Origin of the sequence: Tenggerimyces flavus (assembly GCF_016907715.1) — a bacterium.
Taxonomy (GTDB): domain Bacteria; phylum Actinomycetota; class Actinomycetes; order Propionibacteriales; family Actinopolymorphaceae; genus Tenggerimyces; species Tenggerimyces flavus.
On the sequence record NZ_JAFBCM010000001.1, the window covers coordinates 8286065 to 8300465 of the forward strand.

At 67.4% G+C, this 14401-nt stretch carries 13 protein-coding genes; 6 read left to right on the forward strand and 7 right to left on the reverse strand.

Annotated features, from left to right (window positions below; translation table 11 throughout):
• Genes JOD67_RS38565 through JOD67_RS38580 form a run of 4 tightly spaced genes read left to right on the forward strand, consistent with a single transcriptional unit; the run spans window position 1 to window position 3971 of the window.
• Window positions 1-1959 carry a glycoside hydrolase family 36 protein gene (locus JOD67_RS38565; protein WP_205122600.1) on the forward strand — a complete coding sequence of 653 codons (1959 nt, stop codon included), beginning with the start codon at window positions 1-3 and terminating at the stop codon, window positions 1957-1959.
• A complete protein-coding gene (locus tag JOD67_RS38570; RefSeq protein WP_205122601.1) occupies window positions 1959-2846 on the forward strand; it encodes an aldose epimerase family protein in 888 nt (295 codons plus the stop codon). The genes JOD67_RS38565 and JOD67_RS38570 overlap by 1 nt, the downstream gene beginning before the upstream one ends.
• The gene (locus JOD67_RS38575; RefSeq protein WP_205122602.1) at window positions 2843-3493 is read left to right on the forward strand and encodes an SDR family NAD(P)-dependent oxidoreductase; all 651 of its coding nucleotides are present in this window, start codon (window positions 2843-2845) and stop codon (window positions 3491-3493) included. The genes JOD67_RS38570 and JOD67_RS38575 overlap by 4 nt, the downstream gene beginning before the upstream one ends.
• A 52-nt stretch (window positions 3494-3545) precedes the next feature.
• The gene (locus tag JOD67_RS38580) at window positions 3546-3971 is read left to right on the forward strand and encodes a DUF1707 SHOCT-like domain-containing protein (RefSeq protein WP_205122603.1); all 426 of its coding nucleotides are present in this window, start codon (window positions 3546-3548) and stop codon (window positions 3969-3971) included.
• On the opposite strand, the gene JOD67_RS38585 is transcribed toward JOD67_RS38580, so the two are convergent.
• On the reverse strand, window positions 3958-4752 hold the full coding sequence (locus JOD67_RS38585; protein WP_205122604.1) for an MOSC domain-containing protein: 795 nt from the start codon (window positions 4750-4752) through the stop codon (window positions 3958-3960). The two genes, JOD67_RS38580 and JOD67_RS38585, sit on opposite strands and share 14 nt — an antisense overlap.
• 239 nt (window positions 4753-4991) lie before the next feature.
• Here JOD67_RS38585 and JOD67_RS38590 point away from each other — a divergent pair, with 239 nt between their 5' ends.
• Both JOD67_RS38590 and JOD67_RS38595 read left to right on the forward strand, forming a co-directional pair.
• Window positions 4992-6284, forward strand: a complete 1293-nt coding sequence (locus JOD67_RS38590; protein WP_205122605.1) for an AAA family ATPase — start codon at window positions 4992-4994, stop codon at window positions 6282-6284.
• Window positions 6285-6287: 3 nt separating this feature from the next.
• The gene (locus JOD67_RS38595) at window positions 6288-6905 is read left to right on the forward strand and encodes an RloB family protein (protein ID WP_205122606.1); all 618 of its coding nucleotides are present in this window, start codon (window positions 6288-6290) and stop codon (window positions 6903-6905) included.
• Between the two features lie 233 nt (window positions 6906-7138).
• Here the strand turns inward: JOD67_RS38595 and JOD67_RS38600 are convergent, their stop codons facing one another.
• The 6 genes from JOD67_RS38600 to JOD67_RS38625 are packed head-to-tail and all read right to left on the reverse strand — an operon-like array spanning window position 7139 to window position 14387.
• Window positions 7139-8134: a polyprenyl synthetase family protein gene (locus JOD67_RS38600; RefSeq protein WP_205122607.1), complete on the reverse strand. Its 996-nt coding sequence runs from the start codon at window positions 8132-8134 to the stop codon at window positions 7139-7141.
• A 22-nt stretch (window positions 8135-8156) separates the two neighbouring features.
• Window positions 8157-9701 (reverse strand): NADH-quinone oxidoreductase subunit NuoN, encoded by a 1545-nt coding sequence (gene nuoN, locus JOD67_RS38605; RefSeq protein WP_307782707.1) that lies wholly within the window; start codon window positions 9699-9701, stop codon window positions 8157-8159.
• 6 nt (window positions 9702-9707) lie between these two features.
• Window positions 9708-11276 (reverse strand): NADH-quinone oxidoreductase subunit M, encoded by a 1569-nt coding sequence (locus tag JOD67_RS38610; protein WP_205122608.1) that lies wholly within the window; start codon window positions 11274-11276, stop codon window positions 9708-9710.
• Window positions 11273-13201 (reverse strand): NADH-quinone oxidoreductase subunit L, encoded by a 1929-nt coding sequence (nuoL, locus tag JOD67_RS38615; protein ID WP_205122609.1) that lies wholly within the window; start codon window positions 13199-13201, stop codon window positions 11273-11275. The genes JOD67_RS38610 and nuoL overlap by 4 nt, the downstream gene beginning before the upstream one ends.
• A gap of 23 nt (window positions 13202-13224) precedes the next feature.
• Complete coding sequence (gene nuoK / locus JOD67_RS38620; RefSeq protein ID WP_205122610.1) at window positions 13225-13524, reverse strand: NADH-quinone oxidoreductase subunit NuoK; 300 nt, start codon at window positions 13522-13524, stop codon at window positions 13225-13227.
• Window positions 13521-14387 (reverse strand): NADH-quinone oxidoreductase subunit J, encoded by an 867-nt coding sequence (locus JOD67_RS38625; RefSeq protein WP_307782767.1) that lies wholly within the window; start codon window positions 14385-14387, stop codon window positions 13521-13523. The genes nuoK and JOD67_RS38625 overlap by 4 nt, the downstream gene beginning before the upstream one ends.
• Window positions 14388-14401 lie beyond the last annotated feature (14 nt).

Sequence of the window (14401 nt, forward strand, 5' to 3'; positions counted from 1 at the left end):
ATGGGCTTCGAGTGGGACGCCGAGGGCGGGCGGCTTCGGCTGTCGGCTCCGCTGATCGAGGCGGAGTGGGTGGCGGTCGCAGCTGGTGAGCTGCTGATGGTGCGGTTGCACGACGTTCGTACCGGGCTGTCGTGGGTCGACACGACGCCGGTGGCGACCGTCCCGTTCGCCGACGTCGCTGTCGACGGCTCGCAGGTTTCGGTGGCGATTCGTGCTGCGGGCTTGCCGATTCTCGCGCGCTGGACCGTGCAGGCGTTCGCCGAGCACGCGACCGTACGGCAGTTCGTCACGCTCACGGCCTCCGAGCCGACCACGGTCGCGCGGCTGCCCGTCCTCGCCGCCTCGTTCGGGACCGCTGCCAACTCGCTCGAGGCGCATTGCGGGCTGGACCGCCGGCCCTATCGCGGGGCTGGCCGCGGCCGGGCTGACTGGTACACGTGGCGTTCGGTCCCGTTGGGGCCGGGCGTCGTGGACGCCGTACGGTCGGGGCACCGGCGCGAGGCGACCTGGCTCGGGCTGTCCTTGCCCGGTGGCGGACCGGGGATCTATGTGGGTTGGGAGTCGAATGCCCAAGCCACGTGCGAGTTCGGCGACCTCACCGGTGATGGGCGGGTCGGTGTGGACTGCGCGTTGGCCCCTTCGTACCAGCTGTCGGCGGGCGCCACGCTGACCGGGCCGGCGGGGTTCGTCGGTGTGGCCCACGGCGACCTGGACGAGCTGTCGTATCGCTGCCACCGCTTCGTCGACGACGTGCTCGCGCGAAAGGTGTCCGACGAGCGCTTTCCCTATGTGGAGTTCAACAGTTGGGGGTACGGCGCCGACATCGACGCTGACGGGATGCGGCAGTGCCTGGACGTGTGCTCGCGCCTCGGTGTGGAGCTGTTCGTGGTCGACTTCGGTTGGGAGGACCCGGACTGGAAGCCGCTGCCGGACCGCTTTCCCAAGGGGCTCGCGCCTCTCGCCCGGGAGGCCCATGATCGCGGGCTGCTGTTCGGGATCCACCTGAGCTTCGGCAACGTGTCGTCGCTGTCGCGGATGTACGCGGAGCATCCCGAGTGGGCTCATGGGCCTGGGCAGTGGGCGTACCGCCGCGAAGGCGAGGTCTACGGGCTCACGCTCGGCAACCCGGAGACGCGCGAGTGGATCGTGCGGAAGCTCGTCGAGGTGATCGACGAGAACGGCGTGGACTACTTCCTCACCGACCACTTCCTGTGGGGCGAGCTGCCGAACACGTACGACCTGCATGCGACGAACGACTATGTGACCGTGGCGGAGGGGTTCGACCTGGTGCTCGCGCGGGTCGCCCAGCTGCGGCCGGACGTGGTGATGGAGCACTGCGACGACGGGCTCGCGCTGCCGACGTTCCAGATGGTGCGGCAGAACATGACCTCGATCGGCGTCGATGCGCCGGGTGCGCTGTGGGAGCGGGTGAACAAGTACCGGATCTCGCGGGTGCTGCCGCCGCGGTACCTCGACAGCTACGCGCCGGACCAGCCGATGGGCGACTGGGAGCTCCGGAGCCACATGTTCGGCGGGCCACTGATCCTGATGACGCCCATTCATGCCTTGGCGGAGTCGTCGGCCGAGTGGGACGTGCTGCGGCGGAACATCGCGCTGTACAAGTCTGTTCGGCACCGCGTGCTGCGGGGGAAGGTGCTGCATCTGCTAGAACCGCAGCTGGACCAGCGGGTCGGCGACGGCTGGGACGGGTGGGACGCTGTCGGGTCGTACGACGAGGTCTCGGACTCCGCTGTCGTCTTCGTGCACAAGCTGGGATCCCTTGCCACGCGGCGGATTCCGTTGCACGGGCTGCGGCCGTCGACTCTGTATCGAGTGTCGCTCGTCGATGCCGGGTCGTCGTCCGTCGTGTCGGGTGCCGACCTGCATAGGGACGGGTTGACGCTGCGGCTGGACGGTGACCGGGTGAGCGAGGTCGTGCTGCTCGAGCCGGAGGCCTGATGCCTGTCTCGGCGGTCCTGGAGAACGCTTCGCTGCGTGCGGTCTTCCTGCCGGAGCTGGGCGGGAAGCTGTGGCAGCTCGTCGACAAGCGGACCGGGTTCGACCTGTTGTGGCAGCATCCGTCGCTGGCTCCGCGCGCGGTGCCGTTCGGGTCGCCGTACGACGACGTGTTCTTCGGTGGGTGGGACGAGTTGTTCCCGAACGACGTGCCGGAGGTGCTGGGTGGGGTGGCGCGGCCGGACCACGGCGAGGTGTGGTCGATGCCTTGGGAGTGGTCTGAGTTGTCTCCGTCCTCGGCTCGGTTGGCTGTTTCTCCGGGTGTTTGCCGGGTGTCGAAGGTCGTGACGTTGGACGGGGCGTCGTTGCGGTTCCGGTATCGGATCGTCAATGAGGGCGCGGATCCGTTGCCGTACCTGTGGAAGCCGCACGTCGCGGTGGCGCTGGACGACGACTCTTTGGTGGAGCTGGAGGCGGGGACGATGCTGGTCGATCCGTGGGGCTCGCCGCGCGGTGGGCTGGGCGGTGCTTCCTACACCTGGCCGTACGCGGTGGGGGCGGACGGCGTGACGTACGACCTGCGCACGACGCTGCCGTCGTCGTCGGGGGTGAGCGAGCTGCAGTACGCGACGTCGTTGGAGCGGGGGTGGTGCGCGGTTCGCCATCCGTCGCGGGGGACGGGGTTGGGTCTCTCGTTCGATGCCTCGGTGCTGCGGTCTTGTTGGACGTTCGCGAGCTACGGCGGCTGGCGGGATCTGCGGGTGTTGGTGCTCGAGCCCTGTACGGGGTATCCGCTGAGCGTCCTGGACGGTGTCGCGGCGGGTTCACATCAGGTCCTTGCGGCCGGTGGTGTCGTGTCGTGCGACATGACGGCTTCGGTGCTGTCGTGACCCGTACTGCGCTGGTGACGGGCGGCGCGAGCGGGATCGGGCTGGCGACGGCGCGGCGGCTTGGCGTTGATGGCGCGCGGGTGGTGCTCGTGGACCGTCGGCCTGTGGCTGGTGTCGCCGCTGCTCGGCTGTTGGTCTCGGAGGGTGTGGACGCCACCTTCATCGAGGGCGACGTGGCGTCGGAGTCGTCGGTGCGGTCGTTCGACGTGATCGCGTTCGGCGCGTACTTCTGCGCGCGGGAGGTCGCCCGCGCGATGGTCGCCGCTTCGGCGCCTGGGGTGATCGTGAACGTGTCGTCGATCAACTCCACCCGTGGCCTGGTGTCGTCGAGCTCGTACAACGCGGCGAAGGGTGCGGTGGACCAGCTCACGCGGTGTCTGGCGCTGGAGCTGGCGGACCACGGAATCCGGGTGAACGCCGTCGCGCCGGGGTTCGTGGACACGCCGATGTCGGTGGTGGACGGGGTCGACGAGTTGCAGACGCCGGCGTTCCGCTCGGTCTACGTCGAGGGCGGACGGATCCCGCTGCGGCGGGCGGCGCAGCCGGCGGAGATCGCTTCGGTGATCGCGTTCCTGGCAGGCCCGGACGCCTCGTACCTCTGCGGCGCGGTGCTGCCGGTCGACGGTGGCCTGTCGGTGACGTTCTGAGAGTGACATGTAAGTCTTGACATGTCACTGCTGGAAGATGCATGCTGTGGCCATGACCGATCTAGAGATGCGAGCGGCGGATCAGGACCGCGAGCGAGTCGTTCGCCAGCTGAGCGAACACCTCGCCACGGGTCGGCTGACGATGCCCGAGTTCGACGAGCGCGTGTCCGCGGCTTACGAGGCCAGGACGTACGGCGCACTGGACCAACTGCTGCGGGACCTGCCGCGCGAAGAGCTCGCCCGGCCCGCCGCGGCTTCGGTGGCCGCCACGGCACCGCGCCGCAAGCGCGACCACGGCGTCTGGGCCTCGTGGCTCGCCACGTCGGTGATCGTGCTGTTCATCTACCTGATGACCTCGCTGGGCAGCGGCGAGGCGGGCTACTTCTGGCCGATGTGGGTGATCGGCCCATGGGGCCTCCTGCTGGCCATCGGCACGGCGGCCGAGCGGTTGAACGCGCCCCGGCCTACCCAGGGCTGATCTCGTCGCCGACCTTGATGGAGCCGGGCTCCGTCAAGGTCAGGTTGACGCCGAACAGCATCTTCTGGTTGACCAGGCGGAACTTCGCGAGGATCTTGAGCGGCTGCTTGCCTCTTCGTTCCCCGGTTTCCTGATCGGTCGTGGTCACGACGCATCGCCCGCAGGGTTTGGCGTTGGTGAGCTCGATGTCGGGGAGGCGGAGGGTCGTCCAGTGGTCCTCCGCCCATTGCTCGGCGCCATCGATCACGAGGTTGGGGCGGAAGCGGTTCATGAGGAGTTTGTCTTCGCCTTCTGCTTCCAGGCGCCTGTTGAGGTCGTCGAGCGACGCCTCGTTCGTGGCGAGCAGCGGATAGCCGTCACTGAACGTCGCCCGCGCCCCATCATCCTCGCGCGGCGGGCGCCTGTTCGGGTCGTCGAGCCAGACCAGCCGGGCCTTGATGCCGAGGAAGTCGGAGAACCACTCGTGCCCGTCAGTGGAGGCTTCGACGGCCTGGAAGTCGGCCTTCCAGACCCGCACGTCGGTGAGCTTCGTGCCCGGCTCGGGGGCCTTGACCGCGATTCGCTCCATGCCGGGCGCGTCGAGCTCGAGCCCATCGTCGGTCAGGTTTGCGACGACAGTAGCGAGCGCCGGCACCTCGCGCTGAGTCTGAAACCGCCCGCCCTCGTCCACCACCATCCAGCACCGATCCCCCACCGCACCCCACCGCTCAACCCGCATGGCGTTGACCGGCACAGCGCGGCAGCCCTTGACCGGATGAACGAACAGACTGGCGACCCGCATAGCCCCCAGTCTGCCGAGCCTCGCCGACAACCGCTTCGTCGAACGAGCGGAAACCAGCCGCCCGGACTTCGGCCCGTGCGGGGAGACGACGAGGTCGCTCCGGCCTTCTCGAGTCGGACAGCCCGGCTCGCGGGAATCGACACCACTTCGCGACCGTGATGCAAGCAGAAGCCCTATTTCGTCAGTTCCCGACGAAACTCGGGTTATGATTGCGCCTGAGTCGTCAGAGAGGGGCTGCGGTGCTGATCCGGTTCGAGGTCGCCAACTTCCGCTCGATCCTCGATCCCGTCGAGCTGTCGATGGTCGCGATCGATCAAGATCGCACGGAGACCCACCACATCGAGAACCTCGGCGAGAGCCTCCTCGCGGTTGCGGGCGTCTACGGAGCCAACGCGTCCGGAAAGTCCAACGTCGTCGCCGCGTTGGCCTGGCTGCGGATGGCCGTTCTGAGGTCGCTCGTCCGGTGGGAAGACCGGATCCCGGTGGAGCCGTTCGCCTTCGGCACCAGCGCGGAGAGCTCAGCCGCGTTCACGATCGAGGCAGTCGTCGAAGGCGTCCGCTTCGAGTACGTCGTCGAGCTCGGCCAGGACGCGGTGAGCTATGAGGCGCTCTTCCACTACCCGGAGAAGAAGCGTCGGCGGATCTTCGAACGCGAAGGACGAGAGCTGCGGCTTCAGCGAGGACTCGGTCATCTCACGGGGACGCGCGACCTTCTCACCGACCGTTCGCTGGTGCTCTCCATCGCCCGCCGGTTCAACGAGAGGCTCGTCTCCGACTTCGTCGAGCAGATCCGCAACATCCAGGTCCTTGGCCTTCAGCAGATCGACCAGCTCTGGCGTTCGCAGCTGCGAGGAACGGCTCGATCCACGCAGACCTGGTTCGAAGATCCCGTCGGGCGCGACCAGCTTCCCATCGCCGAGCTCGAGTATCTGGACGACGACGCGTTCATCGACCGAGGCCAGGCCCTCGCCCTTCTCCAACTCGCCGATCTCGGCGTGGCCGACGTGATCGTCGAGGACCAGCTCATGGAGAATCCGGCTTCCTACTTGGCGAAGCCTCAACGAGTCCGACGAACACGCCTGCTCCACCGGGCAGGAACGCGGCGAGTGCCACTCGACTTCGAGTCGGAGTCGAGAGGTACCCGGGCCTGGTTCGAGCTCATCGGCCCGGTGCTCAGCGCACTGAAGTCAGGTTCGCTCCTGGTCATCGACGAGCTCGACGCGAGCCTGCACCCCTCGCTGTCCGAGCAGCTGATCCGTCTCTTCCACGACCCGACGACCAACTCGAACGGCGCGCAGCTGATCTTCACCTCGCACGACACCAGCCTGCTCAACCACCTGAACCGCGACGAGGTTTGGCTGACGGAGAAGGACGAGAACGGAGCGACCAGACTCGGCGCCCTGGCGGAGTTCGCCGGCGAGCGCGTGCGGAGGTCGCAGAATCTGGAACGTGCCTATCTCCATGGCAGATTCGGCGCCCTTCCCGACGTCGACCGCACGGACATGCTTCGCGCCCTCGGTCTCATCGCCTGATCCATGCCAATTCGACGTTCCAGGCCGCGGACTCTCACCCGGCGAGCGGCCCGACGGCCCGAGCGCAAGACGTTCGTCATCCTCTGCGAAGGAAGGACCTCCGAGCCGGACTACCTCAACGGGCTCAAGCGCCTTCAGCACATTCGGGACAATGTGTCGATCAACATCGAGATCGATCCGCGCCACGGCGATCCCCTCATGCTGGTGAGGCGCGCGATCGAGCGCAGCAAGGACGACGAGGTCGACCAGTGCTGGTGCGTGTTCGACGTGGAGTGGCCGGACAACCATCCGCAGCTGCGGCGTGCCGTCCAGCTTGCCGAACGGCACGGTATCCAGGTCGCCGTCTCGAATCCGTGCTTCGAGCTCTGGCTGATCCTCCACTTCCAGGATCAGACCGCGTGCCTGACAACGGCCGAGGCAGAACGGCTGAGTCGCGACCTGGACAGCCGATCAGGCAAGTCCATCGATCCCGCCGCGTACCTCGACCGTCGAGCAGAAGCCGCACGACGTGCGCGACACGCTGCCGACTGGCATGGGAAGAACCTGACGCGTTTTCCCGACGACAACCCGTCGTCCACGATGTACAAGCTGCTCGCGGCGATCGAGCCCCTGCAGCCCTAGGACCTGTTGCGTAAGTCGGCGGTGCTGGCGGACGGTCACCGATGCGCTTTACCTGGCGAATGGGTGCTCTACGCGGCGTGTACCCCACGTAGAGCGGCAAATGATCATGTATACATGATCATTTGCCCTCAGTCGGGAGCCACCGGAGAGCCATCCGGGAGCAGCTGGGACAGCCTGCTCATCAGCCATGGCGAGGCGCCACTGCGTCGCTCCAGCCAGTTTCGTCACAGGCTCTAGCCGGTGCGGGAGACGACCAGGTCGCAGAGGGCGCTGAGGGCTGCGCTGGCGGGGAGGTTGGGCAGGGCGGTGAGGGTGGCTCGGGCGTCGTCGGCCCACTTCTGGACGAAGGCTCGGGACTCGGCCATGGCCGGGTGTTGGCGGAGCAACGACAGCACTTCGGCGTGCTTCGCGTCGTCGGTGAGGTCGCCGTCCAGGAGGGAGAAGAGGTGGGCGTCGGAGGGGGAGCCGGAGCGGCGGGCCAAGAGCACCGGCAACGTCGCGATGCCTTCGCGGAGGTCCGTGCCCGGTGTCTTGCCCGTCTCTGCCGAGGTCGAGGCGATGTCGATCACGTCGTCGGACAGTTGGAACGCGATGCCGATCTTCTCGCCGAAGTCGGTGACGACGGTTTCGATCTCAGGGGACGCGCCGGCGTGGAGGGCCCCCAGGCGAGCAGACGTGGCGATCAGCGAGCCCGTCTTGTCGGAGAGAACGTCGAGGTAATGCGCCAAAGGGTCTTGGCCCTCAGCGGGGCCGAGAGTCTCCCGGAGCTGCCCGTCCACCAGTCGCGACAACGTACGGGCCTGGATGCGGACGGTCGGCAACCCCAGCTCGGTCGTGATCTCCGACACCCGCGCGAAGAGGTAGTCCCCAGTCAGGATCGCGACCGTGTTGTTCCACCGCGTGTTAGCCGACGGCGCCCCACGCCGGAGAGGCGCCTCGTCCATCACGTCGTCGTGATACAGCGTCGCGATGTGCATCAGCTCCACCACGACCGCGGTCTCGATCACCTCGGGCGCGGACGGGTCGCCGAACTCGGCGGCCAGCACCGCGAGCAAGGGCCGGAAGCGCTTCCCACCCGCCACGATCAGGTGCGAAGCCGTCTCCGTGACAAAGCCCGTGTCCGACGCCACCGACGCGGTCAGCCGCTTCTCGACCTCCTCCAGGGAGGTACGAACGCGCGCGTCCAGGCCCGCGTCGACGGGAGGCAGCGGAAGACCGGCGATCGTCATCGCACCTCCCTCAGAGCAACGGCTAGCCGACGAGCTGGGCGGCCCGTGACGCCAGCTCGAACAGCGGCTGCGGCAGCAGACCCAACACCACCGTAGCCGCGACGCCCACAGCGACCGCGACCGAGGTGAACACCGACGGTACGGCGACGGTCGGGCCCTCGGGCGCCGGCTCGGAGAAGAACATCAGCACGATGATCCGCACGTAGAAGAACGCCGCCACCACCGAAGCGATCACCGCGACGACCACCAACGGCCACGCGCCGCCCGCCCAGGCCGCGGAGAACACCGCCCACTTCCCCATGAAGCCCGAGGTCAGCGGGATGCCCGCGAACGCCAGCAGGAACAGCGTCATCACCCCGGCCACCAACGGCGACCTCCGCCCCAGCCCGGCCCAGCGCGACAGGTGCGTCGCCTCGCCCGAGGCGTCCCGCACCAGCGTCACGACGGCGAACGCGCCGACGGTCGCGAAGCCGTAAGCCGCGAGGTAGAACAGCACGCTCGACGTCGAGGCCTCGATCGAGTCGCGCACCCCGACGAAGCCCACGAGCAGGAAGCCGGCGTGCGCGATCGAGGAGTACGCGAGCATCCGCTTGATGTCCGACTGCGTCAGCGCCAGCACCGCGCCGACCGCCATCGTCAGGATCGCGACGACCCAGATCATCGGCTGCCAGTCCCAGCGCGCGCCACCGAGGCCGACGTAGAACAGCCGCATCAGCGCACCGAAGGCGGCGATCTTCGTGCAGGCCGCCATGAACGCGGTGATCGAGGTCGGCGCACCCTGGTAGACGTCCGGCGTCCACACGTGGAACGGCGCAGCGCCGATCTTGAACAACAGACCGACGGCCACCAGCGCGATGCCGGCGACGAGCAGCCCGTCCAGACCCACCGCGGACGTCACCGCCGCGGACAGCCCGGAGAACGAGACCGAGCCGGCGAAGCCGTACAGCAAAGCGGCGCCGTACAGGAAGAAGCCCGACGAGAACGCACCGAGCAGGAAGTACTTCAGCGCAGACTCCTGCGACAGCAGCCGGCGACGCCGCGCGAGACCGCACAGCAGGTACAGCGGCAGCGACAGCACCTCGAGCGCGACGAACATCGTCAACAGGTCGTTGGCGGCCGGGAACATCAGCATGCCGCCGACCGCGAACAGGAACAGCGGGAAGACCTCGGTCTGCTCCAGGCGGCGCGCCAACGTCTCGCGCTCGGCCTCGGTGCCCGGCAGCGCCGCGGCCTGAGCCGCGAATGCCGTCACACCGCCGTCGACCGAACGTTCGGCGATCAGCAGCAGCGACAGGATCGCCAGCGCGAGGATCGTCCCCCACAGGAACAGCGTGAAGCCGTCGACCGCGAGCGTTCCCTCGGCTACCAGGCTGCCCGCACCCGCGAGGCGAATCGTCAACACCAGCGCGACAATCAGCGCGCCGAGCGACAGCACAACCTGCACGACGTACCGGATCCGGCGCGGAAGGAACGCCTCGAGGATAATGCCGAGGATGGCCACGCCGAAGACCACGAGCATGGGCATGATCTGCCCGTACTCGATGGTCGGAGCGGTGAATTCAGGCACTTCGAACTACCTCGCACCTTCTTCAGAGGCCGTGGGAACGCGCGGCGCCGGATCGGTCACGCCCACCTGCTTCATGGTCTCCTCGACCGCTGGGCTGATGAGGTCGGTGGCGGGCTTCGGGAACAGGCCGAGCCCGAGGATCAGCACGATGAGCGGGGCGATGGCGACCAGCTCACGCGGCTTGAGATCCGGCATCGACTTCACCGAGTCCTGCGTCGGTCCGGTCATCGTGCGTTGGTACAGGATCAGCATGTACAGAGCGGCCAGGATGATCGCCACGGTCGCGATGATCGCCGGCGCCTGGTAGCGCGCGAACGTCCCCGACAGCGCCAGGAACTCACCGACGAACGTCGACAACCCCGGCAGCGACAGCCCGGAGAGACAGGCGAACAGGAACGTGCCCGACAGCACCGGCGCGACCTTGTCGACACCGCCGAAGTCGCCGATCTGCGCCGAGCCCCGTCGTTTGATGAAGTAGCCCGACACCAGGAACAGCGCCGCGGTCGACAGCCCGTGGTTGAGCATGTAGAGCGTCGAGCCGGTCTGCGCGGCCGAGGTCATCGCGAAGATGCCCAGCACCATCACGCCGAAGTGGGAGATCGACGTGTACGCGATCAACCGCTTGATGTCGCGTTGCCCGATCGCGAGGATCGCGCCGTAGATGATGCTGACCACCGCCAGCACGATGACGAACGGCGTCGCCCACTGCGAGGCCTCCGGGAACAGCTGGAGGCAGAAGCGGATCATGCCGAACGTGCCGATCTTGTCCAGGATCGACACCAGCAGCACCGCGGTGCCCGGCGTCGCCTCGCGCGCGGCGTCCGGCAGCCACGTGTGCACCGGGAACATCGGCGCCTTGATCGCGAACGCGATGAAGAACCCGGCGAACAACCACTTCTGCGTGCCCGGGTCGATGTTCAGGTCGCGCAGCGCGCTCAGCAGGAACGAGGGCTCGCCACCGGTCTGCGCGTTCGACACCGCGTACAGCCCGACGACCGCGGCCAGCATGAGCAGACCGCCGACGAGGCTGTAGATGAGGAACTTCACCGCGGCGTACGACCGTCCCTGGCCGCCGTAGCTGCCGATCAGGAAGTAGACCGGGATCAGCGTGGCCTCGAACAGCAGGTAGAACAAGAAGACGTCGGTCGCCGCGAACACACCGATCGACAGCGTCTCCAGCACGAGGATCAGCGCGAAGAACGTCTTGACGCTCCGCTTGCCGTCCTCGGCGTCGTTCCACGAGGCCAGGATCACGACCGGCGTCAGCAGCGCGGTCAGCACGACCAGCGTGAGGCCGATGCCGTCGACACCGAGCGCGTAGTTGACCCCGAACGCCGGGATCCACTGGTGCTCCTCGACGAACTGGAAAGTGTTATTTCCTTGGGCACCGGCGGGATCGAAGCCGACCACCAGCAGTGCCGCGAGCACGAGCGTCACGAGCGAGAACACCAGCGCGAGCACCTTCGTCGCGCGGGGGTTGCTGCTCGGGACCAGGGCGAGCAGGATCGCCCCGACCGCCGGCAGCAGAGCCGTGATGGTCAGCCACGGGATCGAGCCGTTGAGAGCGACGTTCACGAGAGCCTCACCAACACCATCGCTGCGACGACGAGGGCCGCGCCCCCGAAGATGCCTAACGCGTACGAGCGAACGAAGCCGGTCTGCAGTCGCCGCAGCCGGCCGGACGAGCCAGCGATGAACGCCGCGAGCCCGTTGACGAATCCGTCGACACCCTTGTTGTCGAACACCACCAGGCCCTTGGTGAGCTCCTGGCCGGGACGCATCAGCACGACCTCGTTGAACGCGTCACCGTACAGATCGCGGCGCGCCAGCGTCGTGATCGGCGAGACCCGCTGCGGCGTCTCGGCCGAGATCTGCTGACGCTGGTAGAAGAAGTACGCAATCGCGACGCCGATGATCACGACCAACAGCGTCAGGATCGTCATCACCAGGATCGACAGCGGCGGCTCGGCGTGCTCCTCGCCGACGACCGGCTCGAGCCAGTGCACGATCCCGTTGCCCAGCAGCAGGAACCCGCCCGCCGCGGAAAGGATCGCCAGCAGGATCAGCGGAATCGTCATCACCGAAGGCGACTCGTGCGGCTCGACGTTCTCCGCCCAGCGCTTCTCGCTGGTGTAGGTCATGATCATCAACCGGGTCATGTAGAACGCGGTCACACCGGCGCCGAGCAGCGCGCAGAGCCCGTACCAGATGCTCTGCGAGAACGCGGCCTCGATGATCTTGTCCTTGCTCCAGAACCCGGCGAACGGCGGGATGCCGATGATCGCGAGGTAGCCGATCGCGAACGTCGCGAACGTCACCGGCATCAACTTCCGCAGCCCGCCGTAGCGGCGCATGTTGACCTCGTCATGCATGCCGTGCATCACCGAGCCGGCGCCGAGGAACATGTTGGCCTTGAAGAAGCCGTGCGTGAGCAGGTGGAAGATCGCGAACGCCGCACCGACCGGGCCGAGCCCCGCGGCGAGCATCATGTAGCCGATCTGGCTCATCGTCGAACCAGCGAGGGCTTTCTTGATGTCGTCCTTCGCGCAACCGATGATCGCACCCATCAGCAGCGTGATCGTGCCGATGACCGCGACCGCCGTCCGCGCGACCGGGGCCGCGTCGAAGATCGCCGACGACCGGACCACCAGGTAGACGCCGGCGGTCACCATCGTCGCGGCGTGGATCAGCGCGGAGACTGGGGTCGGGCCTTCCATCGCGTCCAACAGCCAGGACTGCAAGGGGAACTGCGCCGACTTGCCGCAGGCGCCGAGCAGGAGCAGGAACCCGAGCGCGGTGGCGGTCGCCGTACCGGCCTCCGTGACGCCGCCGAACACCGCGGAGAACGCCGAGGAGCCGAACGTCGCCAGCATCAGCATCACGCCGACCGCGAGGCCGAAGTCACCGACCCGGTTCACGACGAACGCCTTCTTCGCCGCGGTCGCCGCCGAGTGCTTGTGCTGCCAGAACCCGATCAGCAGGTACGACGCCAGACCGACGCCCTCCCAGCCGATGAACAGGATCAGGTAGTTGTCGGCCAGCACCAGCAGCAGCATCGCGGTGATGAACAGGTTGAGGTAGCCGAAGAACCTCGTCCGCCGCTCGTCGTGCTCCATGTAGCCGATGGAGTAGACGTGGATGATGCTGCCCACGCCGGTGATCAGCAGGACGAAGCAGATCGACAGCGGGTCGAGCAGCAGGTTGACCGAGATGTCGAACGACGGCAGCGACACCCAGTCGAACAGGTGCTGGCTGACCGCACGCTCCTCAGCGCCCCGGCCGAGCATCGAGAAGAACATGAACGCCGCGAGCACGAACGACGTGATCGGGGTGACGCAGCCCAGCAGATGGCCCCACGACCGTACCGCGCGGCCGCCCAGGAGCAGCACGATCGCGGACAGCGCGGGGAGGGCGATCACCAACCACAGCAGGGCGAACACGCCGTCGGCGGCGCCGGCGGCGTGCTGCTCTGTCGCCGCGAGGAGGACAGTGCCTGTCATCGGAGTCACGAGAGCCTCATCCGTCAGTACTTGAGCAAGCTCGCGTCGTCGACGGAGGCCGACCGACGAGTCCGGAAGATGGTCACGATGATCGCCAGGCCCACCACGACCTCAGCCGCGGCGACGACCATCACGAAGAAGGCCACGACCTGCCCTTCGAGATTGCCGACCTGGCGCGCGAACGAGACGAACGCGAGGTTCGCGGCGTTCAGCATCAGCTCGACACACATGAAGACCACGATGGCGTTCCGACGGATCAGAACGCCCAGGGCGCCGATCGTGAAGAGCAACGCCGACAAGACGATGTACGGCGTCGTGCTCACGCCGACTCACCTCCTTCGTCACCCGCGATGTTTCGCTCGACCACGTTGATGTCCTTGCTGTACTGCTCTGGCGCACGGATGTTGCCGCGGGCGACCAGCACCCGCGAGACCGAACCTGGTGCGGGACTGCCGTCGGGCAGCAGCGCCGGGGTGTCGACCGCGTTGTGGCGGGCGAACACACCGGGCGGGGTCGCCTGGCCGGGGTGCTTCCCGTCCTCGGCGTACTCCTTCATCCGCTGCTCGATGTAGTCCTTCTGCGTGACCTTCTTGCCGAGCCGCTCGCGGTGGGCGAGGACCATCGCACCGACCGCCGCGGTGATCAGCAGCGCGCTGGTGACCTCGAACGCGAAGACGTACTTGGAGAACAGCAGCTGCGCGAGCGCCGGCACGTTGCCGTTCGGCTGCGCCGCGTCGAGCCCGGTCGGGACCAGCAGCGTGATCTGGCTGATGCCGACCAGCAGCAGGATGCCGAACAGCACGGCACCGGTGATCGCGAGCCAGCGCTGCCCGCGGATCGTCTCCACCAGCGAGTCGGACGAGTCGACGCCGACCAGCATGAGGACGAACAGGAACAGCATCAGCACGGCGCCGGTGTAGACGACGATCTGGACCGCGAACAGGAACGGTGCGTCCTGGCTCGCGTACAGGATCGCGAGGCACATCATCACGCCCGCGAGCATCAGCGCGCAGTGCACGGCCTTCTTGCCGAGCACCAGGCCGAACGCGGCGAGCACGGACAGCGGGCCGAAGACCCAGAACGTGAACGCCATCAGACCCGCCCTCCTCTCGACGAACTGGTGGCGGACGTCAACTGTGGGGTTCTGGTGCGCGACACGCTGGCGTGTCGTGCCAGAACCCCACAGTTTGGGGCTCGGAA